This window comes from Hyphomicrobium sp. ghe19 (genome assembly GCF_902712875.1).
GTDB lineage: Bacteria > Pseudomonadota > Alphaproteobacteria > Rhizobiales > Hyphomicrobiaceae > Hyphomicrobium_B.
This window is the reverse complement of record NZ_LR743509.1, coordinates 2,193,009-2,213,766: the sequence shown is the minus strand read 5'-3', so window position 1 is coordinate 2,213,766 and position 20,758 is coordinate 2,193,009. Positions and strand designations below refer to the sequence as shown.

Sequence of the window (20,758 nt, the reverse complement as noted above, 5' to 3'; positions counted from 1 at the left end):
CGCGCGCCGGGACCGCTCGGCGCGCTGCCACTTGTAAATAAGTACCGCCAAGAGATTCCGCGGCCCGCTCCCCCGTCCGCGCAAAACTAACGAGGTTTCTCGTGAACGTTCTCCAGAAGAACTGGCAAGATCTGATCAAGCCGTCGAAGCTTGAAATTCAGTCCGGCCGCGACCGCTCGCGCATCGCGACCGTTGTAGCAGAACCCCTTGAGCGCGGCTTCGGCATGACGCTCGGAAACGCGTTGCGCCGCGTGCTGCTGTCGTCGCTCCAGGGCGCCGCCATCAAGACCGTGCAGATCGACGGCGTGCTGCATGAGTTCTCGTCCGTTCCGGGCGTCCGCGAAGACGTGACGAACATCATCCTCAACATCAAGGAAATTGCGCTCCGCATCCATTCGGAAGGCGTGAAGCGCATGGTGCTGAAGAAGGAAGGCGCAGGCCCCGTCACCGCCGGCGACATCGAAGCATCATCCGAAGTTGAAGTTCTGAACCCCGAGCACGTGATCTGCCACCTCGACCAGGGCGCGGCGATCCGGATGGAGTTCACGTCCGACATCGGCAAGGGTTACGTTGCCTCCGACCGCAATCGTCCTGAGGACGCGCCGATCGGCCTGATCCCGGTCGACAGCCTCTATTCGCCGGTCAAGAAGGTTTCCTACAAGGTCGAGAATACCCGCGAAGGTCAGATCCTCGACTACGATAAGCTGACGATGGTTGTTGAGACGGACGGCTCGATCCGTCCTGAGGACGCGGTCGCTCTCGCAGCCCGTATTCTGCAGGATCAGCTCGCTGTCTTCATCAACTTCGAAGAGCCGAAGAAGGCCCAGGAAGAGCAGCGTCATCCGGAGCTCGCGTTCAACGCCGCGCTGCTCAAGAAGGTCGACGAGCTCGAGCTTTCGGTTCGCTCTGCGAACTGCCTCAAGAACGATAACATCGTCTACATCGGCGATCTCATTCAGAAGACCGAAGCCGAAATGCTTCGCACGCCGAACTTCGGCCGGAAGTCGCTGAACGAGATCAAGGAAGTTTTGGCGACGATGGGTCTCCACCTCGGTATGGAAGTGCCGAACTGGCCGCCTGACAACATCGACGAGCTGGCGAAGCGCTTCGAAGACCAGTACTAAGACCCACTACCGCCCGGCGGCTAACTCTCGGAACGAGAGACGCTGGGCGACCGCGGCCCGCGCTCGGCGGCCGGCTCTCGGAACGAGAGTCGCCGAGCGCAATCAAAGAGAGGCGAAGGTGAGGCCATAGAACCTCCCGCGCCGAACCGGATGGCGAAGGCCAACGGTCAATACAAGCCTTGCGGCATGTGCCGCGGGCCAACAATGTAAGGAAGAAGACACTATGCGACACAAGAAGCTTGGCCGCCGCTTTGGCCGTCACGTCGGTCACCGTCAGGCAATGTTCTCGAACATGGCCGCAGCTCTCATCAAGCACGAGCAGATCGTCACCACGCTGCCGAAGGCGAAAGACCTGAAGCGCGTCGTCGACAAGTACATCACGCTCGCGAAGCGCGGCGACTTGAACTCGCGTCGCCTGGCAATTGCCCGCCTTCGCGATGAAGACATGGTCAAGAAGCTCTTCGATATTCTCGGACCGCGTTACAAAGACCGCAACGGCGGCTATACGCGCGTGCTGAAAGCCGGCTTCCGTTACGGCGACAACTCGCCCCGCGCCGTCATCGAACTCGTCGATCGCGACGAGAGCGTGAAGGGCGCCGAGGACAAGGCTCGTCACGAAGCGATGCTCGCCGAGCAGGCCGCTTCGAACTGAGCTTCGTAAGCTCTACCCAGTTTTAAAAACCCCGGCGCTGGAAAGCGCCGGGGTTTTGCTTTGAGGGCTCTGGCGCGATCGGATCGCAGGCGCGGGATTTAGTCTGCAGGCGATGCGCGCAACGATGTGCCCTCTTCAGCTGAGGCGCACACTAAGACCCATGTTATTGCAGGCGTGTGACGCGCTCCCGCCGGGGTTGCGTCCCGGGCAGCGCAGCCCCTGAAACCGAGGTTCCGCGGCCATTTTGTTGCGCTTGCCATTCGGGCACATTCTGCAACATTATTCGATAGATCGGAGCGCACGGGGCGCACCGGCGGCCGATAGGTGTCTTGCGGCATGGCAGCAAATCCTCCGGTCGTCGTCACCGGCGCAAGCGGCCTCATTGCCAAATATACGATCGCCGAATTCCTGCGGCGCGGCTTCGCGGTTCGGGGAACGCTTCGGAGCATGGATAAGGCGGACGAAGTCCGTCGCGCGGTGGCAAAGCTCGGCTGCGACCCCGAGAAGGTGTCATTTATCGTTGCCGATCTTTCGGGTGACGGCGGCTGGGACGAAGCCGTCGCCGGCAGCGAAATCGTCGTTCATACCGCGTCGCCGTTTCCGATCGCCCAGCCGAGCGATCCGGAAGAGGTGATCCGCCCGGCAGTCGATGGAACCTTGCGCGTGTTGAAGGCCGCGACGCGAGGTGCCGTCCGGCGTGTGGTTCTGACTTCTTCGACGGTTGCGATCTTCTATCCGAGTGATGTTCCCAAGGGGCACATCTATTCGGAAGCCGACGTTACGGACGAAACGCGCCGCGATCTCACGCCCTACATAAAGTCGAAAACGATCGCCGAAAAAGCGGCTTGGGATTTTACCGAGTCGGAGCCTGGCGCTCCCGGCCTCGTCGTCATCAATCCGAGCTTCGTTCAGGGGCCCGCACTCGACGGCGATCTTTCGACGTCGCATGAGCTTTATCGCATCATGGCGCGGGGTCTCTATCCGGCCGTTCCGAAGATCAGTTTCCCGGTTGCCGACGTGCGGGATGTGGCCGCAGCGCACATCAAAGGTGCACTGACGCCGGAAGCGGAGGGCAACCGCTATCTGATCGGAGAAGGGCAGATGAGCCTCTACGGGCTTGGCCGGATCGTGGCGCGCGAGTTGCCGGATCTCACCTCCAAGGTCCCGAAGTTCGAGCTTCCAGATTTCGCCGTGCGGGCCCTTTCAACCGTCGACAAAAGGATGCGAACAGTTCTTCCCGAGCTCGGCGAGCAAAAGGCTTACAGCAACGAGAATGCAAGGAAGGGGCTTGGCCTCGACCTGCGGCCTGCTGACGAGGCCGCAACGGCCGCGATCCGATCATTACGAGAGCTCAGGTTGATCTAGCCGGGCTCGTGGACATATTTCTCCCGGCTGATTGCACTAGATCAGGGCCGCACGATATTTGACCACCACGATTCCCACCTGGAAGAACTCATCGATGACCATGAAAAACCTCGTTCTGGTTTGCGCCGCCGCCGTCTTGGGCCTGAGCGTTGCGCCGAAGCTCTTCAGTCCGGCTGAGGTCTCGTTTGCCCAGGAGAAACTGCCGCCGCCCTCGCGCGAAGCCGCGCAGTATTCGTTTTCACCGATCGTGAAAAAAGCGGCGCCCGCAGTCGTCAACGTCTATGTCCGAACTCGCGTCCAGACGTTCGACTCCCCGTTCGCCAACGATCCCTTTTTCCGTCAGTTCTTCGGCAGGGCGCTCGGCCGTCCGTCGGAAAGGGTGATGAGTTCTCTGGGCTCCGGCGTCATCGTCAGTCCCGAGGGCCTGATCGTAACCAATACCCACGTGATCAAGGGCGGCGGCGATACGGCAATCCGCGTCGCATTGGCAGACAAGCGCGAGTTCGATGCAAAGGTCATCGCTCAAGACGAGAAAGCCGACATTGCCGTCCTGAAGATCGACGGCGCTGAAGGAAGCTTCCCCTATCTTCGCTTCGACGATTCCGACAGCCTCGAGGTCGGCGATCTCGTGCTGGCGATCGGCAACCCCTTCGGCGTCGGCCAGACCGTGACGAGCGGCATCGTCTCGGCGTTGTCGCGCACGGAGGTTGGACAATCCGACAGCCAAGTCTTTATTCAGACCGACGCCGCCATCAACCCCGGCAACTCGGGCGGAGCGCTCGTTGATATGTCGGGCCGCCTCGTCGGCATCAATACGATGATCTATTCGCAATCGGGCGGCTCCGTCGGCATCGGCTTCGCGATCCCGTCGAACCTGGTGCGCCTCTACGCGGACAGCGCAGCCGGAGGCCGGAAAGTCGAAAGACCTTGGATCGGCGCGAAGCTCGAAGCCATGTCCCACGACATCGCCCAAGGCCTCGGCCTCAACCGCGTTTCCGGCGCCGTCGTAACCCGCCTTTACGACAAAGGCCCTGCAGCCGACGCCGGCCTGGAAGCGGGCGACGTCATCACTGCCGTTGACGGCGTCGAAGTGGTCGACGCGCGTGGCGTCTATTATCGGCTGACCACGAAAGGCATTGGCCAGAGCGCCCGCCTGACCGTCCTGCGCAGCAACAAGCCGGTCGATGTCAATCTGCCGCTCGTCGGCGCGCCGAAGCCCGGCAAGGACGACGCGAAAAACCTGTCGGGCAATCATCCGCTCGATGGCGCGAGAATCTCGAATATCCTCCCATCGGTCGCCGATGAACTTGGGCTCGACCAGTCGGAAGGTGTTGTCGTCACCTCCGTGCGCGATGGATCCACCGCCCAGACGTTCGGCTTCAAGCCGGGCGATATCATCGCCGCAATCGGCGCCGACCAGATCGCCAACGTCGACGAAGCGGAAAAGGCCCTCTCGACGCGCAAACGGCTTTGGCAAATCTCGGTCAAACGCGGCGAGCGCGTGCTGCAGCTCCAAGTGCCCGGCTGAAACAAGTGCCGAACTGAACTCTCTTCACGACAAGGTGCCGTTAACCGTGTGGCTTATCGACGGATCGCTCCGTCGATAAGCTGACAAATTCATGACCGACGGTGCCCGGGCGGCGATGCCGCGATAAAGGATAGTTTGCGTAACGGGGGTTCGCCGATGGCCGATAGTCGTGGTGTGCTGATAATCGGCGAGGGCGCCGTCCTCAAGGGCGAGGTCAAGAGCGGCGGCCAGAAAGTCGAAATCTGGGGCTACGTCGAGGGCAAGGTTTCCGCCTCCGAAGTCGTTGTCCAGGAAGGCGGTCAGCTCTTCGGAACCGTCAATTCCGACACCGCCGAGATCCGCGGGCACATCCAAGGCGATGTGCGGGTTCAGCAACTCATCCAGATCAAGAGCACCGGCCACGCTGCCGGAAAAATTAAATACGGCCGCCTGTCGATGGAAGAGGGCGGCGAGCTATCCGCACACGTGCGCAACATTCCCCCGACGATCGGCGGCGACCTGGATCTCACCGTTCCGAAGGGCGGCGTGGTCCGCATCACGACGGCCGACCTCAATGCCCTCGATCCGGACGACAAACCCGAAGATCTGCATTTTCAAATCTCGAACGCCGCCGGCGGCTATCTGGCGCTTTCGAGCAACCCGAAGCTTCCGGTCAGCTCCTTCTCCCAGGCCGACCTGGAGAAGGGCGTCGTCTACTTCGCGCACGACGGCTCGGATGCTCAAAAAGCCCGGTTCAACGTCCAGGTAACGGACCTCTCCGGCGCCAGCTCCGGCCCCGCAAAGACCGTGAACGTCGCGATCCGGACCTAGCCTGTACGCGACCTCGGGCTAGACCAACTGACTTTCCGAACGAGCACGTGATGAGCGCGAGATATGTCGTTCTGTCGGGCTGCTCCGGCGGGGGAAAGTCGACGCTCCTCGCAGAGCTTCGGCGGCGAGGTTACAGCACTGTCGATGAACCGGGCAGGCGCGTGATCAAAGCCGAAATCGACAACGGTGGACGAGCGCTCCCTTGGGTCGACCTCGCAGCATTCGCGCGGCGCGCGATCGATGTCTCCATCGAGGATCGTAACGCGGCCGCAGACCTGCCGGGTTGCGTGTTCTTTGACCGCAGCCTTGTGGACGCCGCCGCTGCGTTGGAGCACGCAACGGGAGAGCCCGTGCTGGAACGGCTCGGCAGGCAGCACCGCTATAATCCGACAGTCTTCCTCACGCCGCCGTGGCCCGAAATTTACGTTCCTGACTCCGAGCGCAAGCATGATTTGAACGCTGCGATATCCGAGTACGAGCGGCTTGAGCGAATATATCCGGCGTTAGGCTATCGAGTGGTTGTACTTCCGAAGATAAGCGTCGAGAGGCGGGCGAACCTTGTCTTGGCCGAACTGGGAACGGCATTCGCCTGAATTCGGACACTCCCTCAGGGCCCGTAAGAAGGGTGGAAGCGACAGCTTTGCCATTTGGACGGCGGCCCGGGGGACATATATAAACCCCGCATGGCCAATCTCTTCGAAGCTGCAGGACTTGAAAAAAGCGCGCCGCGTCCGCTTGCGGACCGTCTGCGCCCGAAAACGCTCGCCGAGGTCGTCGGTCAGGACCACATCGTCGGGCCCGACGGCACGCTGACGCGCATGCTGAAAAGCGGCCGCGTCCCGAGCCTTGTTTTCTGGGGACCGCCGGGCTCCGGCAAGACGACGATCGCACGCCTTCTCGCGAATGAAACAAAGCTGGCATTCGAGCAGCTTTCCGCGATCTTTTCAGGCGTCGCCGATCTTCGCAAAGCCTTCGAGCGCGCCAAGATGATGCGCGAACAGGGCAAGGGCACGCTGCTCTTCATCGACGAGATCCATCGCTTCAACCGATCGCAGCAGGACAGCTTCCTGCCGTACATGGAAGACGGGACGATCACGCTCGTCGGCGCAACGACTGAGAACCCGTCGTTCGAACTCAACGCCGCCGTTCTGTCGCGCGCCAACGTCCTGGTGCTGAACAGGCTCGATGATGCGAACCTCGAGACGATCCTGTCTCGCGCCGAGACAGAAGTTGGCCGTCCGCTTCCTCTGAACGACGACGCCCGCAGTGCGCTGAAGGGGATGGCCGATGGCGATGGCCGCGCCATTCTCAATCTCGTCGAGGACGTGTTCGCCGCCGCACCGGCGAAGGGCAAACCGCTCGACCGCGAAGCCTTGGTCAAGCTCGTGCAACGCCGCGCGCCGCTTTACGATAAGTCGCGCGAAGGCCACTACAATCTGATCTCGGCTTTGCATAAGGCCGTACGCGGATCAGATCCCGACGCGGCCCTCTACTATTTCTGCCGTATGCTCGATGGCGGCGAAGACCGTCTCTTTCTCGCTCGCCGCTTGGTGCGCATGGCGGTCGAAGACATCGGCCTTGCAGATCCGCAGGCGCTCGTCGTCTGCAACGCCGCGAAGGACGCTTTCGATTTTCTCGGCAGCCCGGAGGGCGAGTTGGCATTGGCCGAAGCTGTCATCTACGTAGCGACGGCGCCGAAATCGAACGCAAACTATGTCGCCTTCAAAGCTGCGATGCGGGCGGCGAAGGAGCACGGCTCGCTGGCGCCGCCGAAGACGATACTCAACGCACCGACGAAGCTGATGGAGGAGGAGGGCTATGGCTCCGACTACCTTTACGATCACGATCAGCCGGACGCCTTCTCGGGCCAGAACTATTTTCCTGACGAGTTCCGGAAGCGCCCGCAGTATTACGATCCGCCCGAACGCGGTTTTGAGCGCGAGATCAAGAAGCGTCTCGACTACTGGGCGAAGCTGAGAGCAGAACGGAACAAATAATTACAAAACCCGATGAAGCGCTGGGCCCAGGGATCCAAGTCGATTTTTAAGTTTTGGTAAGTCCGTAAGCGGTCGAATTCCGCTACAAGCGAAGGGCTGGCGATATAAGCCTGCGAATTTCATAGAATACTCCTCCCGTCGATGCTCCACTTCTGGATGGTCAAGATGGCTCAAGATGATTCAACGACCGCGTCTCAATCGCCGACCCCCGCTCTTCACGCCGTTGCAATCTCGGAACTTCGGCCAACGCAAATGACCGTCGGTATGCGAGAGGTGGAGCAAAAACGTCAGGACTGGCGTGGCCTCGCGCCGACCAAGTCGGGTCAATTCCTCGGCCGTCACATGATCCCTGTCGTGCGCGGCCCCAAAGGCCGCTATTACGTGATCGATCATCACCATCTTGCGCGTGCGCTGTACGAAGAAAAGGTCGAGCAGATTCTCATCTCGCCGGTCGCCGATCTCCGCGCACTCGACAAGGATGAGTTCTGGACGTTCATGGACAATCGCGGCTGGATGCATCCCTTCGATGCGGAGGGACAGCGCCAGCCCCGCACGGCTTTGCCCAAAAGTATTGCCGATCTCGTGGACGATCCCTATCGCAGTTTGGCGGGCGAGCTGCGGTTCGCGGGCGGATACGCCAAGGACACGACGCCCTTCAGCGAATTTCTCTGGGCCGACGCGTTGCGCCGCCGGGTCGACGCCAAGACAGCCAAAGACGATTTCGAAACGGCATTGCAGAAATCCCTCGAATTCGCGAAGAGTCCCGATGCCGGTTATCTGCCGGGATGGTGCGGCCCCCACGCGCGCGCGTAGTCCAAAACCATGGACTTGGAAATGGAAGCGAAGCAAGCCGTGGCCGTAGCCGAACAGCACGTCGTTGAACGAATGAACTGGCTTCGCGCGGCCGTGCTCGGTGCGAACGACGGCATCCTCTCGACCGCAAGCTTGATAGCTGGCGTCGCGGCGGCCGATTCCTCGCCCAAGGCGATTGTAATTGCGGGCATCGCCGGGCTCGTCGCGGGCGCTCTCTCGATGGCCGCGGGCGAGTACGTATCCGTCAGCTCACAGGCCGATGCCGAAGGAGCCGACCTCGCGCGCGAACGCAAAGAGCTTGTCGAACAGCCTGAGTTCGAACTGCAAGAACTCGCGGATATCTACGCAAAACGCGGCGTCGAGCCGGCGCTGGCGCGTCAGGTTGCCAAACAGCTCATGGCGCACGATGCCCTCGGCACCCATGCGCGCGAGGAGCTTGGTATTTCAGAAATGACGATCGCCCGCCCGATCACGGCTGCCCTTGCCTCGGCGGCGTCATTCTCTGTTGGCGCTTCGGTGCCGCTGCTGGCCGCAATTGCGGCATCCGGCGGCCGCGTGACGTTGATCGTAACCGTCGCCTCGCTCATATGCCTTGCGGCGCTGGGCGTGGTCGGAGCCCGCATCGGCGGGGCAAATGTTTGGCGTGCAACCGCCCGGGTTACCTTTTGGGGCGCCCTGGCGATGGCCCTGACCGCAGCCATCGGCCATCTTTCCGGGTATGCGGTTTAAACTTCTCCGGCTGCACTCGAATTCCCCGCCACCTCTCGGGGCGCATTCGTGATGGGGCGGCGCCGTATTTGACTATGCAGCCGGTCCGCCGTCGCCATAGCGCAGCACCTTGACGTTCTCGAGCGTGACGAGACCGCTTCCCATCAGTTTCTCGAGCTCCGGCAGAAACGCGTCGATCTTCTCCTTGGAGTCCACGATCTCTATGATGATCGGCAAGTCTTCCGACAAACGCAGCACTTTCGTCGTGTGCAGCCGGCTCGATTTGCCGAAGCCCATGGGCCCCCTCAAGACGGTCGCTCCGGCAAGATGCATCTCGCGCGCCTTGAGGACGATGGCTTCGTAAAGGGGCTGGCGACCGGCCTTGTCGTCCTCGCCGAAAAAAATCCTGAGCAGCACGGCATCGCGGGGGATCTGCATGGTCACACCCATTTCAGCGAATTGACGTGAACGGCGGCGACGTGCCCCAGCCAAACCCCGACAAGGCAGAGGAAAACCGACGCGCCAATATTGAGAGCAGCATATAGCCACTGCCCGTCATTCATCAGATTGAGCGTTTGCAGGCTGAACGAGGAGAATGTCGTGTAGCCGCCGCAAAGCCCGATCATCATGAATTGACGCGTGGTGCTGGATACGAACAGGCGTCCATCAGGCCCAGTCAGCGTCGCGATAAATCCGATGGCGATGGAGCCGGTAATATTGACGATCAGCGTGCCCAAAGGAAAGGTTTCGCCGGCAAGGACCGCGATCACGCCCGAGAGCCAGTAGCGTCCCACCCCGCCGATGGCGCTGCCGATGGCGATCCATATGTAGTTTTGCATGATCGAACCGATTTGGAGCTGACATTTCCCTTAGCCGCGGGGTTAAGGTGCCGCGTCGTTAACGGAGTGGCGATCGGAAAGAAGATAACAAAAGTCAGAGTAGACGGTCGAAGTCAAATCTGCCGGATGGTGCTGCCTAAGGCCACAGCTGGCGATCGGCAAGTCAGTCCTGACAACGTGACCCTTGACCTCCGGATAAAATCAGGGCTCTCCCTTATTCATGAGTGTCGAAACAATCAAAGTTGGCGAGGGCGAGGACGATATGCGCCTCGACCGCTGGTTCCGTGTCCATTTCCCGGAAGTCGGCTACACGTATCTGCAAAAGCTTTTGCGCTCCGGCCAAATTCGCATCGATTCCAAGCGCGCCCAAGCCAACGACCGCGTGCGCTCCGGATCTGAAGTCCGCGTGCCCGCCATCGTCCGCCAACCCAAGAAAGCGGCACCCGGATTGCAGGCGCCGCCCGGCGTCTCCAAGGGCGATCGCGACCTGATCGAGAAAATGATCATCTTCGAGGACGAGCACGTGCTCGTCCTCAACAAGGTGTTCGGCTTGGCCGTGCAGGGCGGCACCGGCACGAAGAAGCACATCGACGGGATGCTCGAAGGCATGGCGGACCGTTTCGGCGGTGAACGCCCGCGCCTCGTGCATCGCCTCGACCGCGATACGACGGGTGTGCTGCTCGTTGCGAAATCGCGCGACATCGCAGCGAAGCTCGGGCGCACGTTCCAGACGCGCTCCGCAGCGAAAACGTATTGGGCGCTCGTGAAGGGCGTGCCGAAGCCGCCGCAGGGAAAAATCGAAGCCGCGCTGGTGAAGGCCTCAGGCCCCGACGGCGACAAGGTTCGCAAGGCCCGCCCCGGTGAGCAGGACGTCGCGATGCACGCGACGACGCACTATTCGGTCATCGATCGCGCCGCGCGGAAAGCATCCTGGGTTTCGCTGAAGCCCGTGACGGGCCGACAACATCAATTGCGTGCGCATATGCATCTCATCGGCCATCCGATCGTCGGCGACAACAAGTACGAAGGCGACGTGGATATGCCGGCGGAAAATATGGATAAGAAACTTCACCTGCATGCCCGCCGTCTCGTCATTCCGCATCCGAGAGGCGGAACGATCGATGTCACCGCGCCTCTGCCCGAGCATATGCAGCGGACGTGGGACCTTCTCGGGTTCGACGCGCAGAAGTTCGAGTAAATCGAAAAGCATGCGAGGCTCCGGACGCTTGGTTTGCTGCCTGGAGCCTCGACGCCGTCATCTCTATTGAGCCTGGAGAGCTTTCACGTCGGCCGTTGTCAGACCCTTGCCGCCGATGCCCCAGTTTCCGCTTGCGACCTCGTGCACGCGCACCCAGGTCACCCCGCGCATGGCTTCACCTTCGATTTCGACCATCGCATCAGTGATTTTCTTGATCATGGCCTGCTTCTGGCTCTTGTCGAAGACGCCTTCGATAAGCTGGATGTCGACGAGTGGCATAATGGTTCCTTTTCGAATGTTCGCTTAAGGCGGCGCTTAGGGGATTTCCCCCGCCGCGTGACCGAACATTCCACGTGCACTGACGAAGCGGCTAGTTCACGAACGGAATCGCCCCAGTACAGATCCTGAACTGGCGTGGCAGGTACACCTCGCGTAATTTGGCGCCGAACCTGCGTCAGGGAGCGACCCATGGCCGAGACGAGCTATAATCAGTTCTGCCCTGTTGCGATGGCAGCGGAGATCCTTGGCTCCCGCTGGACACTTGTTCTCGTTCGCGAGCTTGTCGTCGGGTCGACGCGCTTCAACGAGTTGCGGCGCGGCGTGCCAAGGATGTCGCCTGCACTTCTCTCGAAGCGCCTGAAAGACCTCGAAGCCGCGGGTATCGTGTCGCGCGTTCAAGTGCCGGGCGAGCCGGAGACGTTCGAGTACCGCTTGACCAAAGCGGGAAGCGATCTGCGGCCTGTCATCGAAGCCGTTGGCGCTTGGGGGCAGAGGTGGATCGAGACCGAAACGTCATTGGCCAATCTCGATCCCAATCTTCTGATGTGGGATATGCGCCGCCGCATCGATCCCAAGCCCATGCCGCGCCGGCGAAGCACGATCCAGGTCATGTTCAAAGATCAACGCGAGGCGCAACGAAATTGGTGGCTGATCGTCGAGCCGGGAAAGCCTGTCGATTTGTGCTGGGTCGATCCGGGTTTCGACGTCGATCTTTACCTGTCGACCGATCTGAGGACGATGACCGAGGTCTGGATGGGTTATACGACGTTCGGCAAGGCTCGAGAGGCGAATAAGCTCGTCGTCACAGGAAGTAAGCAGCTCGAGGCCAGCTTAGAGTCTTGGATGTGCCTCAGCACGTTCGCCAAGATTGGCAAGCTGGTCGCGTAGGAGGCGGCCGGATGCTGGAACTCAGACCAACTTGTGAGCATTGCGACCGAGCACTGCCGCCCGAGGCGACGGAAGCGCGGATTTGCTCCTACGAATGCACGTTCTGCGCGGAGTGCGTGGACAGTGTCCTCGAAAATGTATGTCCGAATTGCGGAGGCGGCTTTACGCCCCGGCCGATCCGTCCATCCGTGAACTGGCGGGCCGACAATTATCTCGGCAAGGACCCGGCCAGCACCGTCATTAAGCACAAGCCCGTGGACGTCGCCGCACATGCGAAATTCTTGGCCAAAATCAGGGATATACCGCCCGAAGATCGCTGACGTTGCACAGTGGCCCCCGCGTCGCTAAATACCCCCCATGAAGCTCATTGTTTTCGATTGCGACGGCACGATCGTCGATAGCCAGGCTGGCATCGTGCTGTCGATGGATCACGCCTTCTCATCGCTGGGTTTGGTCGCCCCGTCGCGTGCCGCCACGCTCTCGGTCGTCGGCTTATCGCTACCCGAAGCGTTTGCAGCCCTTGCGCCCGATCACGACCGCGCGACGCGAACCGAACTCGCCGAGCGCTACAAGTCGGCCTTCCGCGATTTGAAGCACGATCCGTCGGAAACCGAGATCCTGTTCCCGCTCGCCAAGGAAACGATCGCGCATCTTGCATTGCGCGACGATCACCTTTTGGGGATAGCGACCGGCAAGTCGCGCCGTGGCGTCGACCGGCTGTTCAGTCGCGAAGGCTGGCACGAGAGCTTCTCGACCATTCAGACAGCGGACGATCATCCCTCGAAGCCGCATCCATCGATGCTGCTGCGCGCCATGACTGAAACCGGCACGACGCCGGATCTCACCGTTATGATCGGCGACACGACTTACGACATCGAGATGGCACGCGCCGCGGGAGTCGCGGCTATCGGCGTCGCGTGGGGCTATCACGAAGTCGCCATGCTGACGGAAGCAGGTGCGCATGAGATCATCGAACGCTTCGAGGATCTGCCCGCCGCAATCGAACACGTATTGGCGACAGAAAGTTGCGAAGCATGAGCACCGGGAACGGCAAGGGTGATGCTGAGGCCACCGGCGCGGATCGCCCTTCGGGCAGCCCCCGCGGTGCCATCACCGATAGTCTCAAGAAGCCGCTCCCGAAGCGCTTCTATAAAGACGTGAGCGTCGGGGACGTTGCGCCGTTTCAGGTTCTTCTGGATGGCCGCGCGATCAAAACGCCGAAGAAGCGGCAGCTCGCCCTTCCAACGCGAGCGCTGGCCGAAGCCATCGCCGTCGAATGGCGGGAACAGGCCGACGTCATCGATCCGGCAAAGATGCCGCTGACGCGCTTCGCCAATACGGCAATCGATGCGGTCGCCGACACGATCGAAGCGGTTGCAACCGACATCACCGCTTATGCGGGAAGCGATCTCGTCTGTTACCGGGCAACGATGCCTCCGAAACTTGTCGAAAGCCAATCCGAGCATTGGGACCCGATCGTCGCCTGGGCGAACACGACGCTTCCGGCGCATTTCGAGGTCGTTGCGGGCGTCGTTCATGTTGCCCAGCCCGAAGCTTCGCTCGCGGCATTCTCGAAGGCTTTACCGCACGACGCGTTCCGGTTGACGGCGCTTCATGTGCTGACGACGTTGACCGGATCGGCATTGATAACGCTGGCCGTGTTCCGGCAGTGGCTGAGCCCCGACGCCGCGTGGAAAGCCGCGCACGTCGATGAAGACTACCAGATCTCGGTTTGGGGCGAGGATGCTGAAGCCGCCGCAAGGCGCTGTGGACGCAGAGCCGAATTCGATTCCGCAATCCGTTTTCTGGAGCTGACGGCTTCGACGTCCTAGGGCGCGCGGCGGCGCAATTGTGTCAAGCGGCTCGCCAGCACCTTGTCTATGCGTCTGCCGTCGAGATCGACAACCTCGAAGCGCCATCCGCTGATATCGACGTGTTCGCCGGTCTTCGGTATGTGCTGCAGTTTCGCCAGCACAAACCCGGCGACAGTCTCGTACGAACGGCTTTCCGGAAGCTCAATACCGATCTTATCGGCCATTTCGTCGACTGGCATGGATCCGGACAAGAGCCAGGAACCGTCGTCGCGCTCGACGGCATGCGGCTCGTAACCTTCGGTGTCGGATTTGAATACGCCCGCGATCGCTTCCAGAATGTCGGCTGGTGTCACCAGGCCTTCGAATTCCCCATACTCATCGTGGATCAGCGCCATCGGTACTTCCGCACCCCGCAGCACCGATAAAACATCGAGCGCCGACGTCGTCTCAGGAATCATCGGCGCTTTGCGGATGTAAGCGGCGACCTCGAACGGCTTACCCGCAAGAAGTCCGGCGAGCAGTTCGCGCGTCTGCACCACGCCGATCAATTTGTCGGTCGAGCCTTCGCCCGCTGGCAAACGCGAGTGCGGCGTTGAAATCAGCCGCTCTTTCATGTCGGCTTCGGACGAGTGGATGTCGATCCAGTCGACGTCCGTACGCGGCGTCATGAGGCCGATGACGGCCCTGTCAGCCAAGCGCATGACGCCCGAGATGAGTTCGCCTTCGCCGCTCTCCAGCACGCCAGCGGTTTCGGCCTCGGAGATCAAAGTCTTGATCTCTTCGTCGGTGACCCGGCTTTCTCTTTCTCGCGAAAGTCCCAAAGCGCGAAAGACCAGTTGGGTCGACCTGTCGAGCAGCCAAACCACCGGTCCCGCGGCACTGGCGAACGCCGTCATGATGGGCGCGACTGCGCAGGCGATGCCTTCGGAATTGCGGAGCGCCAAAGTCTTCGGCACCAGTTCGCCGGCGATAACCGAAAGATAGGTGATGACCGCGATAACGACGCCAAATCCCACCGGATCGGCCACCGCTCGGCTAAATCCGAGATCTTGCAGGTACTCCGATGCGTATTCGCCGAACGTCTCGCCGGAATAAGCACCGTTGATGATGCCGATCAGGGTGATCCCGATTTGAACTGCGGACAGGAAGCGTCCGGGATCGGCAGACAGCGCCAGGGCGCTGTGAGCGCCGCGCTGGCCTGCGTTGGCCATTGCCTGGAGGCGCGGACGCCGGGCGGAAACGACTGCCAGCTCGGAAAGCGCAAAAAGGCCGTTGAGAAGAATGAGGCCCAGGACAATGAGTAGTTCGGTCACGCGAATCTCGGCTGACGGATCGCGTCCAAGCCACTCCAAGTTGTTGGAGGAAGCTATTTATGGGTTCGCGGACGACAAATCAAGGGCGGACGGCTCGCCGTTGGTTGCCCACGGTTTGGCAATCGGCGAGTTGCACGCGAGACCGGCTTGCTCTTAACGCGCATTTCGCGCCAACATTTCCACACTGATTCGGGTCGACGGAACCGATACCCATGCTCAATGCGCCGCGCATTCCAGAGCTAGCGCAACGCGACCGGTTCATCCGCCGGGCGGTGGGCGAGGGCCGCGTGCTAACGCTCGCCGATGAGGAGAATGCTTCCGTTCCGTCGCAGAAAGTTTCGGGGCGCACGGTCCAGCTCTTCTGGTCGAGCCCCATCGAAGCCGAGCGCTGGGCCGAGGCGCTGGCCGGCAACAGCAAGCTTCAGGACATCACGCTCGAAGTCTTCGTGACCGACATTCTGCCGGGTATCGCGACGGCTAAAGGCTTCGTCGGGACCGATTGGGTCTCCGACCCGATCGAGGCCGAGATCGATCCGCGAGACCTCATTATCCGGCTGAAATTGGAGGCCGTCCCTCTCTACGCTGCCGCCGTCCGTCAAAAAGGCGAGGTCTATTACGTTGGGGGCGAGGACAGCCCCCTGTTGACGCCGGGCACGGAGAAGCCCCGGTCGGCCGAGCGGTTGCACATCTTCTCCAGCCGCTCCGACGCAGAAGCTCACATGAAAAAGCTGGCCGGGAAGCGCGTCATCGCCGATCCGATAGCCGACTTCGTGGGCTCGACGCTGGCTTGGGCTGCCGGGCGAGGGCATGCGATCGTGATTGAGCCGATCCGAGGCGCGGGCTTCGTTGAGGTAAAGATTGCCGATCTTGCCAGCCGTCTCGCCAGTGAACCCGGCCCCACACCCTTGAAAAACGGCTGATTTCGAGCCCGAGGCGACCGCCGGAAGCCCTCGCCGGGGCTCGCGACAACTCACCGTTTGCGCTGCATCGGAGCCATGCTAGAGAGCCGTTCCAGCATATTTCTCCCGAGCCAGCCCAGGGGTTCCATGAAAGACATTATCGATGAGCTTGAGAAGCGTCGCGACAACGCCCGTCTGGGCGGTGGCCGCGCCCGGATCGACGCCCAGCACGCCAAAGGCAAGCTGACGGCGCGGGAACGCATCGAGCTTTTGATGGACGAAGGCTCGTTCGAAGAGTTCGACATGTACGTCGAGCACCGCTGCACCGACTTCGGAATGGAAAAAACGAAGGTCCCGGGAGACGGCGTCGTTACCGGTTGGGGCACGATCAACGGCCGCGTCGTTTACGTTTTCGCCAAGGACTTCACGGTCATGGGCGGCTCGCTCTCCGAGACGCACGCCAAGAAGATCACCAAGATTCAGGATATGGCGCTCAAGAACCGCGCGCCGATCGTCGGCGTTTTCGACGCCGGCGGCGCCCGCATTCAGGAGGGTGTCGATGCCCTCGGCGGCTACGGCGAAGTGTTTCAGCGCAACGTTCTCGCATCAGGCGTCATTCCCCAGATCTCGGTGATCATGGGCCCGTGCGCAGGCGGCGACGTCTACTCGCCGGCGATGACCGATTTCATTTTTATGGTGAAAGACACGAGCTATATGTTCGTCACCGGTCCCGACGTCGTCAAAACCGTGACGAACGAGAACGTGACGGCGGAAGAGCTCGGCGGCGCCAAGGTTCACACGACGAAGTCGTCGATCGCCGACAAGGCATACGAGAACGATCTCGAAGCGCTTCTGCAGATGCGCCGGTTGATGGATTTCCTGCCGTCGAGCAACAAGGCCGGCGTGCCGGTCATTCCGACCCATGACAGCCCGGATCGCCTCGACCACTCTCTTGATACGATCATCCCGGATAATCCGAACAAGCCGTACGACATCAAGGAACTGATCCTGAAGGTCGTCGACGAAGCCGACTTCTTCGAAATCCAGGAAGCGTTTGCGAGGAACATCGTCACGGGCTTTGCGCGCATGGAAGGCTCGACCGTCGGTATCGTCGCGAACCAGCCGATGGTCCTCGCCGGCGTGCTCGACAGCGACGCCTCGCGCAAGGCCGCCCGTTTCGTGCGCTTCTGCGATTGCTTCGATATTCCGATCGTGACGTTCGTCGACGTGCCGGGCTTCCTGCCCGGAACCGCGCAGGAATACGGCGGCTTGATCAAGCACGGCGCCAAGCTGCTCTTTGCGTTTGCCGAAGCCACCGTTCCGAAAGTGACCGTCATCACCCGTAAGGCCTACGGCGGCGCCTACGACGTGATGAGCTCGAAGCACATTCGCGGCGACGTGAACTATGCGTGGCCGACAGCCGAAATCGCCGTCATGGGCGCCAAGGGCGCGGCGGAAATTCTCTATCGCTCAGAGCTTTCGGACCCAGTGAAAATCCAGACGCGCATCGACGAATATAAGAAGCGCTTCGCAAATCCGTTCGTTGCGGCCGAGCGCGGCTACATCGACGAGGTCATCACACCGTCAGCAACGAGAAAGCGTCTCTGCCGCGCGCTCAACATGCTGCGGAACAAGACGCTCGAAAATCCGTGGAAGAAGCACGACAACATTCCGTTGTAAGCGCGGGCGGCCGGCTCCCCGCAAGGGGAGTCGCCCGCGCCAACAAAAGCTTCTATCTTACAAGTCGACCCACACGCCGCCGCGCCAATAGCCGTGGCCCTCATGCTCGCGCCAGCGGTGGTGCGCAGCATCGGACTCGCGCCACTTCCAATCGTCCGGATGCACCCGAAGATGCAGTTCCGGGGCGTATGTATGACGTGTCTTCACGTGCCAACAGTCGCCGTCACTATTGCAAACGATTTCGGCCGATGCCGTCGTTGCCGTGAACGCGAGCATGCTGGCACCCAAGAGTGCAGCCGTTGTCGCAAGCTTCATTCGTCATCTCCTTTGCGGTCTGTGCAACCTCAAAGCAAACCAGCTCGCGGCGTTATGGTTTCAGCGCGCTAACCAGTTTCTTGGGGCCGAAGACGCCTGAAAAGTTCGGAAAATCGGTTTTGCTCAAGACGATTATGTTTGCCGCAATTACAGCCTCAATCGCTGCCCGCGCCGTGAGCGACTAGATCGGCGAGCTTTTTGTCGAGATCCAGCGCTGCATCAAGCAGCGGCTTGTTCTCCTCGATGACCATAAGAGACGACGGCAGCAAGTACGTTATCGTCGAGCCTCCGTCCCCGGGATTGTCCGTCACGAGCAGCTCGACGGGCGCGAAAAGCCCCGCCGTGATGTCGTGACGGATCATCGTAATCGCCAACAGCGGATTGCCGAGGATCCAGCGCACGGCCCGCCGCTTGATGCCGTAGATCGGAAGCCAGCCGCTGTGATCGATGACGTGAAACAGCATGAAGCCGCTTTCACCGACGAAACGCTCTTCGGTTTGCCGCGCGAACTCCGCTTGGCTCGGCTGTGCCTTCGCCAAGGACAGGATGTCGGGAACCGTGGTCGATCCCATAACGCTGCGAAGCCGGTTCAGCACGTCGTCAACGCTGTGTGGCGTTCGAACGACGATGCGCTTTCCGGTGAACGGCTTTGTTTCCATCTTGGACTGGGCTTTCATCTTCATGCACTCCTCACATCGCCCCTCACACAGATAGAAATGCGTTCACGTCGGCAGCGAATTCTCCATGGTGCTGCCAGAGGAATCCGTGTCCGGCGTCAGGGTAGATCTTCACTTGGGCGTGCGGAATGAGACCGCCCATCAGATGCGTAAGGCGCGTCGGACACATGAAATCGGCGTCGCCATTCGCGACGAACGTCGGCTGAGTGATGGCCGCGAGGCGCTGCAGCTTATTGTGATCCGGGATGCCCCATTCCACAACCGCATCGTATTGCGCGTCGCGTGTCGCTAGTGTTCCCGGCGCGTCGCGATCCTTCCGCTCCATGAAGCGGCCGAGATATTCGTTGCCCTTCGCTTGGCTCGTCGGCGTCTGCTTGAACATGATGTAGAGCAGGGTCCCGGCTCCAGGATTGTCCGCGTGCGTCGCATTATAGATATCTTGCCGCCAGCCGTGAAGCCCGGGACCGCCCTGCGGTGCGGTTCCGGCGAGAATGAGACGTCGCACGAGGTGAGGACGCGCAAGTGCGATGTCCTGCGCAATGAAACCGCCGAGCGAAAACCCGAGAACGTCGATTTTGTCGAGTTTGAGCGCGTCGATGAAGGCCAACGCATCGCGCGCCATCTGCCGGACCGTGTTCGGCGTGGTGCCGCTGGTCGACGCGACGCCGGTATTGTTGAAGATGATGACTTCACGCTCCGCCGCGAGAGCATCGAGCAGCGCCGGATCCCAGAAATCCATCGTGCCGGTAAAATGCTGAAATAGAACGAGCGGAACGTCGCTCGAATTGCCAAATCGGCGGTAGGCGTAGCGAACGCCGTTGGCGCCCTCGATTGTCTGCGTTGCAACTGTCGTCGCGGTCACTTTGCCGAGCATGAAGCATCTCCGATAAGATTACTGGCATATGCCAGTAATCAAGTGCGGATGCCGACGAAAATCAAGCGCATTTTATCGCCGTTCGGACGTTCACCACGGCCGCGCAGGATTTAGCCGAAGAAAAACAGTGGCATATGCCTTGAAATTTTTTTCTGGGTACGCCAGATTGTTCCACCGAGGTTCCAAATGACACGCGAGTGCAATAATTCGATGCTCCGCCGCGCCAGCCGCATGCTGGGGCAGGTCTATGACGATGCACTCGCGCCGAGCGGTCTCCGCGCGACTCAGTTCGGCCTGTTGGCCCAAATCGATATTATGCGAGAGCCGGCCCTCCGCGAACTCGCCGCGGAAATGGTGATGGACCTGTCGGCGCTGGGTCACACGCTCAAGCCACTGATCCGCGATGGTTACGTCGCCTTGGTGCCGGACAAGAAGGATCGCCGGGTCAAGCACGTGACGCTGACAAAGGCCGGCCGGAAGAAACTCGAGCAGACGAGCAAGCTTTGGGCCGATGCCCAAGGGCGTTTCGAAAAAACGTTTGGCGATAAGCGCGCAGCCGATCTTCGTGCCGTCCTCGAAGAGCTATCGTCCGAGGATTTCCGAAAGGCATTTACTGGCGGTTCTTAATTCCGGCTGCGCGTCAGCGCGACCCTCTCCACCCGCGATCAAGAAGTTCCGGTTTTTCAGTGCAGAAATTGCTTTCTGCGCCGACGGAACTCAATGACTCCGGCGCGCGTTGAATTCTCGAACAAATTGATATGGAGGACCACATGGGTGGTAACCTGATTTATTACGCGATCGTCTTTCTGATTGTCGCGATCGTTGCCGCTGCCCTGGGCTTCGGCGGTGTGGCTGGCACTGCAATGTCCGGTGCTCACCTGCTGTTGGTCGTTGCCGTTGTGTTCATCGTTGTCGGCCTCCTTGCAAGCGTACTGAGGCGAGGCGTTTAATTATCTTTGGTGACGAGCCAAAGGCGCGGTTGTTT

25 protein-coding genes are annotated in these 20,758 nt (G+C 60.8%); 18 read left to right on the top strand and 7 right to left on the bottom strand.

Features of this window, described 5'->3' with window-relative positions; all coding sequences use genetic code 11:
* Positions 1-101 precede the first annotated feature (101 nt).
* The 9 genes from AACL53_RS10580 (at position 102) to AACL53_RS10540 (ending at position 9,018) form a co-directional block, all read left to right on the top strand.
* The gene (locus tag AACL53_RS10580) at positions 102-1,124 is read left to right on the top strand and encodes a DNA-directed RNA polymerase subunit alpha (protein ID WP_291166452.1); all 1,023 of its coding nucleotides are present in this window, start codon (positions 102-104) and stop codon (positions 1,122-1,124) included.
* 223 nt (positions 1,125-1,347) lie between these two features.
* The gene (gene rplQ / locus AACL53_RS10575) at positions 1,348-1,776 is read left to right on the top strand and encodes a 50S ribosomal protein L17 (protein ID WP_339084476.1); all 429 of its coding nucleotides are present in this window, start codon (positions 1,348-1,350) and stop codon (positions 1,774-1,776) included.
* 336 nt (positions 1,777-2,112) lie between these two features.
* Entirely contained in the window at positions 2,113-3,141 is a 1,029-nt protein-coding gene (locus AACL53_RS10570) for an NAD-dependent epimerase/dehydratase family protein (RefSeq protein WP_339084475.1), read from the top strand.
* Positions 3,142-3,235: 94 nt separating this feature from the next.
* Complete coding sequence (locus AACL53_RS10565) at positions 3,236-4,669, top strand: Do family serine endopeptidase (RefSeq protein ID WP_339084474.1); 1,434 nt, start codon at positions 3,236-3,238, stop codon at positions 4,667-4,669.
* Between the two features lie 156 nt (positions 4,670-4,825).
* The gene (locus tag AACL53_RS10560) at positions 4,826-5,479 is read left to right on the top strand and encodes a cadherin-like domain-containing protein (RefSeq protein WP_339084473.1); all 654 of its coding nucleotides are present in this window, start codon (positions 4,826-4,828) and stop codon (positions 5,477-5,479) included.
* Between the two features lie 50 nt (positions 5,480-5,529).
* Complete coding sequence (locus tag AACL53_RS10555; protein WP_339084472.1) at positions 5,530-6,072, top strand: AAA family ATPase; 543 nt, start codon at positions 5,530-5,532, stop codon at positions 6,070-6,072.
* Between the two features lie 90 nt (positions 6,073-6,162).
* Positions 6,163-7,476, top strand: coding sequence for a replication-associated recombination protein A (locus AACL53_RS10550; protein WP_339084471.1), 1,314 nt, complete (start codon positions 6,163-6,165; stop codon positions 7,474-7,476).
* 165 nt (positions 7,477-7,641) lie between these two features.
* On the top strand, positions 7,642-8,289 hold the full coding sequence (locus AACL53_RS10545) for a ParB-like protein (RefSeq protein WP_339084470.1): 648 nt from the start codon (positions 7,642-7,644) through the stop codon (positions 8,287-8,289).
* Positions 8,290-8,310: 21 nt separating this feature from the next.
* The gene (locus AACL53_RS10540; RefSeq protein WP_339084469.1) at positions 8,311-9,018 is read left to right on the top strand and encodes a VIT family protein; all 708 of its coding nucleotides are present in this window, start codon (positions 8,311-8,313) and stop codon (positions 9,016-9,018) included.
* A gap of 72 nt (positions 9,019-9,090) precedes the next feature.
* Here the strand turns inward: AACL53_RS10540 and AACL53_RS10535 are convergent, their stop codons facing one another.
* Both AACL53_RS10535 and crcB read right to left on the bottom strand, forming a co-directional pair.
* Complete coding sequence (locus AACL53_RS10535) at positions 9,091-9,435, bottom strand: DUF190 domain-containing protein (RefSeq protein ID WP_339084468.1); 345 nt, start codon at positions 9,433-9,435, stop codon at positions 9,091-9,093.
* A 2-nt stretch (positions 9,436-9,437) separates the two neighbouring features.
* Positions 9,438-9,836 carry a fluoride efflux transporter CrcB gene (crcB, locus tag AACL53_RS10530; RefSeq protein WP_291166437.1) on the bottom strand — a complete coding sequence of 133 codons (399 nt, stop codon included), beginning with the start codon at positions 9,834-9,836 and terminating at the stop codon, positions 9,438-9,440.
* A 220-nt stretch (positions 9,837-10,056) separates the two neighbouring features.
* On the opposite strand from crcB, the gene AACL53_RS10525 reads away from it, so the two are divergent.
* Positions 10,057-11,034: an RluA family pseudouridine synthase gene (locus AACL53_RS10525; RefSeq protein WP_339084467.1), complete on the top strand. Its 978-nt coding sequence runs from the start codon at positions 10,057-10,059 to the stop codon at positions 11,032-11,034.
* A gap of 63 nt (positions 11,035-11,097) precedes the next feature.
* On the opposite strand, the gene AACL53_RS10520 is transcribed toward AACL53_RS10525, so the two are convergent.
* Entirely contained in the window at positions 11,098-11,313 is a 216-nt protein-coding gene (locus AACL53_RS10520; protein WP_339084465.1) for a 4-oxalocrotonate tautomerase family protein, read from the bottom strand.
* Positions 11,314-11,502: 189 nt separating this feature from the next.
* Here AACL53_RS10520 and AACL53_RS10515 point away from each other — a divergent pair, with 189 nt between their 5' ends.
* Genes AACL53_RS10515 through AACL53_RS10500 form a run of 4 tightly spaced genes read left to right on the top strand, consistent with a single transcriptional unit; the run spans position 11,503 to position 14,033 of the window.
* Positions 11,503-12,201, top strand: coding sequence for a helix-turn-helix domain-containing protein (locus AACL53_RS10515; protein ID WP_339084464.1), 699 nt, complete (start codon positions 11,503-11,505; stop codon positions 12,199-12,201).
* 11 nt (positions 12,202-12,212) lie between these two features.
* Entirely contained in the window at positions 12,213-12,521 is a 309-nt protein-coding gene (locus AACL53_RS10510; RefSeq protein ID WP_339084463.1) for a DUF1272 domain-containing protein, read from the top strand.
* A gap of 37 nt (positions 12,522-12,558) precedes the next feature.
* The gene (locus tag AACL53_RS10505) at positions 12,559-13,239 is read left to right on the top strand and encodes an HAD-IA family hydrolase (protein ID WP_339084461.1); all 681 of its coding nucleotides are present in this window, start codon (positions 12,559-12,561) and stop codon (positions 13,237-13,239) included.
* A complete protein-coding gene (locus AACL53_RS10500) occupies positions 13,236-14,033 on the top strand; it encodes an ATP12 family chaperone protein (protein ID WP_339084460.1) in 798 nt (265 codons plus the stop codon). Before AACL53_RS10505 ends, AACL53_RS10500 begins: the two co-directional genes overlap by 4 nt.
* On the opposite strand, the gene AACL53_RS10495 is transcribed toward AACL53_RS10500, so the two are convergent.
* The gene (locus AACL53_RS10495) at positions 14,030-15,328 is read right to left on the bottom strand and encodes a hemolysin family protein (RefSeq protein WP_339084459.1); all 1,299 of its coding nucleotides are present in this window, start codon (positions 15,326-15,328) and stop codon (positions 14,030-14,032) included. The genes AACL53_RS10500 and AACL53_RS10495 overlap by 4 nt on opposite strands.
* Positions 15,329-15,540: 212 nt before the next feature.
* On the opposite strand from AACL53_RS10495, the gene AACL53_RS10490 reads away from it, so the two are divergent.
* Positions 15,541-16,248: a DUF2750 domain-containing protein gene (locus tag AACL53_RS10490; RefSeq protein WP_339084458.1), complete on the top strand. Its 708-nt coding sequence runs from the start codon at positions 15,541-15,543 to the stop codon at positions 16,246-16,248.
* Positions 16,249-16,374: 126 nt separating this feature from the next.
* Positions 16,375-17,907 (top strand): acyl-CoA carboxylase subunit beta, encoded by a 1,533-nt coding sequence (locus tag AACL53_RS10485; protein ID WP_339084457.1) that lies wholly within the window; start codon positions 16,375-16,377, stop codon positions 17,905-17,907.
* A gap of 57 nt (positions 17,908-17,964) precedes the next feature.
* On the opposite strand, the gene AACL53_RS10480 is transcribed toward AACL53_RS10485, so the two are convergent.
* The 3 genes from AACL53_RS10480 to AACL53_RS10470 form a co-directional block, all read right to left on the bottom strand.
* Complete coding sequence (locus AACL53_RS10480) at positions 17,965-18,222, bottom strand: hypothetical protein (protein ID WP_339084456.1); 258 nt, start codon at positions 18,220-18,222, stop codon at positions 17,965-17,967.
* Positions 18,223-18,377: 155 nt separating this feature from the next.
* Entirely contained in the window at positions 18,378-18,905 is a 528-nt protein-coding gene (locus AACL53_RS10475; RefSeq protein ID WP_339084455.1) for a DUF302 domain-containing protein, read from the bottom strand.
* Positions 18,906-18,924: 19 nt separating this feature from the next.
* Entirely contained in the window at positions 18,925-19,773 is an 849-nt protein-coding gene (locus tag AACL53_RS10470; protein WP_339084454.1) for an alpha/beta fold hydrolase, read from the bottom strand.
* A 186-nt stretch (positions 19,774-19,959) separates the two neighbouring features.
* Here AACL53_RS10470 and AACL53_RS10465 point away from each other — a divergent pair, with 186 nt between their 5' ends.
* Entirely contained in the window at positions 19,960-20,400 is a 441-nt protein-coding gene (locus AACL53_RS10465) for a MarR family winged helix-turn-helix transcriptional regulator (RefSeq protein ID WP_339084453.1), read from the top strand.
* Positions 20,401-20,543: 143 nt separating this feature from the next.
* Positions 20,544-20,723 (top strand): DUF1328 domain-containing protein, encoded by a 180-nt coding sequence (locus tag AACL53_RS10460; RefSeq protein ID WP_092868114.1) that lies wholly within the window; start codon positions 20,544-20,546, stop codon positions 20,721-20,723.
* Positions 20,724-20,758: the final 35 nt, after the last annotated feature.

Coding starts and splice junctions, on each gene's coding strand:
- AACL53_RS10500 (WP_339084460.1), top strand. CDS start 13,236: ATGAGCACCGGGAACGGCAAGGGTGATGCTGAGGCCACCGGCGCGGAT.
- AACL53_RS10480 (WP_339084456.1), bottom strand. CDS start 18,222: ATGAAGCTTGCGACAACGGCTGCACTCTTGGGTGCCAGCATGCTCGCG.
- AACL53_RS10540 (WP_339084469.1), top strand. CDS start 8,311: ATGGAAGCGAAGCAAGCCGTGGCCGTAGCCGAACAGCACGTCGTTGAA.
- AACL53_RS10465 (WP_339084453.1), top strand. CDS start 19,960: ATGACACGCGAGTGCAATAATTCGATGCTCCGCCGCGCCAGCCGCATG.
- AACL53_RS10505 (WP_339084461.1), top strand. CDS start 12,559: ATGAAGCTCATTGTTTTCGATTGCGACGGCACGATCGTCGATAGCCAG.
- AACL53_RS10535 (WP_339084468.1), bottom strand. CDS start 9,435: ATGCAGATCCCCCGCGATGCCGTGCTGCTCAGGATTTTTTTCGGCGAG.
- AACL53_RS10525 (WP_339084467.1), top strand. CDS start 10,057: ATGAGTGTCGAAACAATCAAAGTTGGCGAGGGCGAGGACGATATGCGC.
- AACL53_RS10515 (WP_339084464.1), top strand. CDS start 11,503: ATGGCCGAGACGAGCTATAATCAGTTCTGCCCTGTTGCGATGGCAGCG.
- AACL53_RS10485 (WP_339084457.1), top strand. CDS start 16,375: ATGAAAGACATTATCGATGAGCTTGAGAAGCGTCGCGACAACGCCCGT.
- AACL53_RS10490 (WP_339084458.1), top strand. CDS start 15,541: ATGCTCAATGCGCCGCGCATTCCAGAGCTAGCGCAACGCGACCGGTTC.
- AACL53_RS10460 (WP_092868114.1), top strand. CDS start 20,544: ATGGGTGGTAACCTGATTTATTACGCGATCGTCTTTCTGATTGTCGCG.
- AACL53_RS10520 (WP_339084465.1), bottom strand. CDS start 11,313: ATGCCACTCGTCGACATCCAGCTTATCGAAGGCGTCTTCGACAAGAGC.
- rplQ (WP_339084476.1), top strand. CDS start 1,348: ATGCGACACAAGAAGCTTGGCCGCCGCTTTGGCCGTCACGTCGGTCAC.
- AACL53_RS10545 (WP_339084470.1), top strand. CDS start 7,642: ATGGCTCAAGATGATTCAACGACCGCGTCTCAATCGCCGACCCCCGCT.
- AACL53_RS10560 (WP_339084473.1), top strand. CDS start 4,826: ATGGCCGATAGTCGTGGTGTGCTGATAATCGGCGAGGGCGCCGTCCTC.
- AACL53_RS10470 (WP_339084454.1), bottom strand. CDS start 19,773: ATGCTCGGCAAAGTGACCGCGACGACAGTTGCAACGCAGACAATCGAG.
- AACL53_RS10510 (WP_339084463.1), top strand. CDS start 12,213: ATGCTGGAACTCAGACCAACTTGTGAGCATTGCGACCGAGCACTGCCG.
- AACL53_RS10565 (WP_339084474.1), top strand. CDS start 3,236: ATGACCATGAAAAACCTCGTTCTGGTTTGCGCCGCCGCCGTCTTGGGC.
- crcB (WP_291166437.1), bottom strand. CDS start 9,836: ATGCAAAACTACATATGGATCGCCATCGGCAGCGCCATCGGCGGGGTG.
- AACL53_RS10555 (WP_339084472.1), top strand. CDS start 5,530: ATGAGCGCGAGATATGTCGTTCTGTCGGGCTGCTCCGGCGGGGGAAAG.
- AACL53_RS10475 (WP_339084455.1), bottom strand. CDS start 18,905: ATGAAGATGAAAGCCCAGTCCAAGATGGAAACAAAGCCGTTCACCGGA.
- AACL53_RS10550 (WP_339084471.1), top strand. CDS start 6,163: ATGGCCAATCTCTTCGAAGCTGCAGGACTTGAAAAAAGCGCGCCGCGT.
- AACL53_RS10570 (WP_339084475.1), top strand. CDS start 2,113: ATGGCAGCAAATCCTCCGGTCGTCGTCACCGGCGCAAGCGGCCTCATT.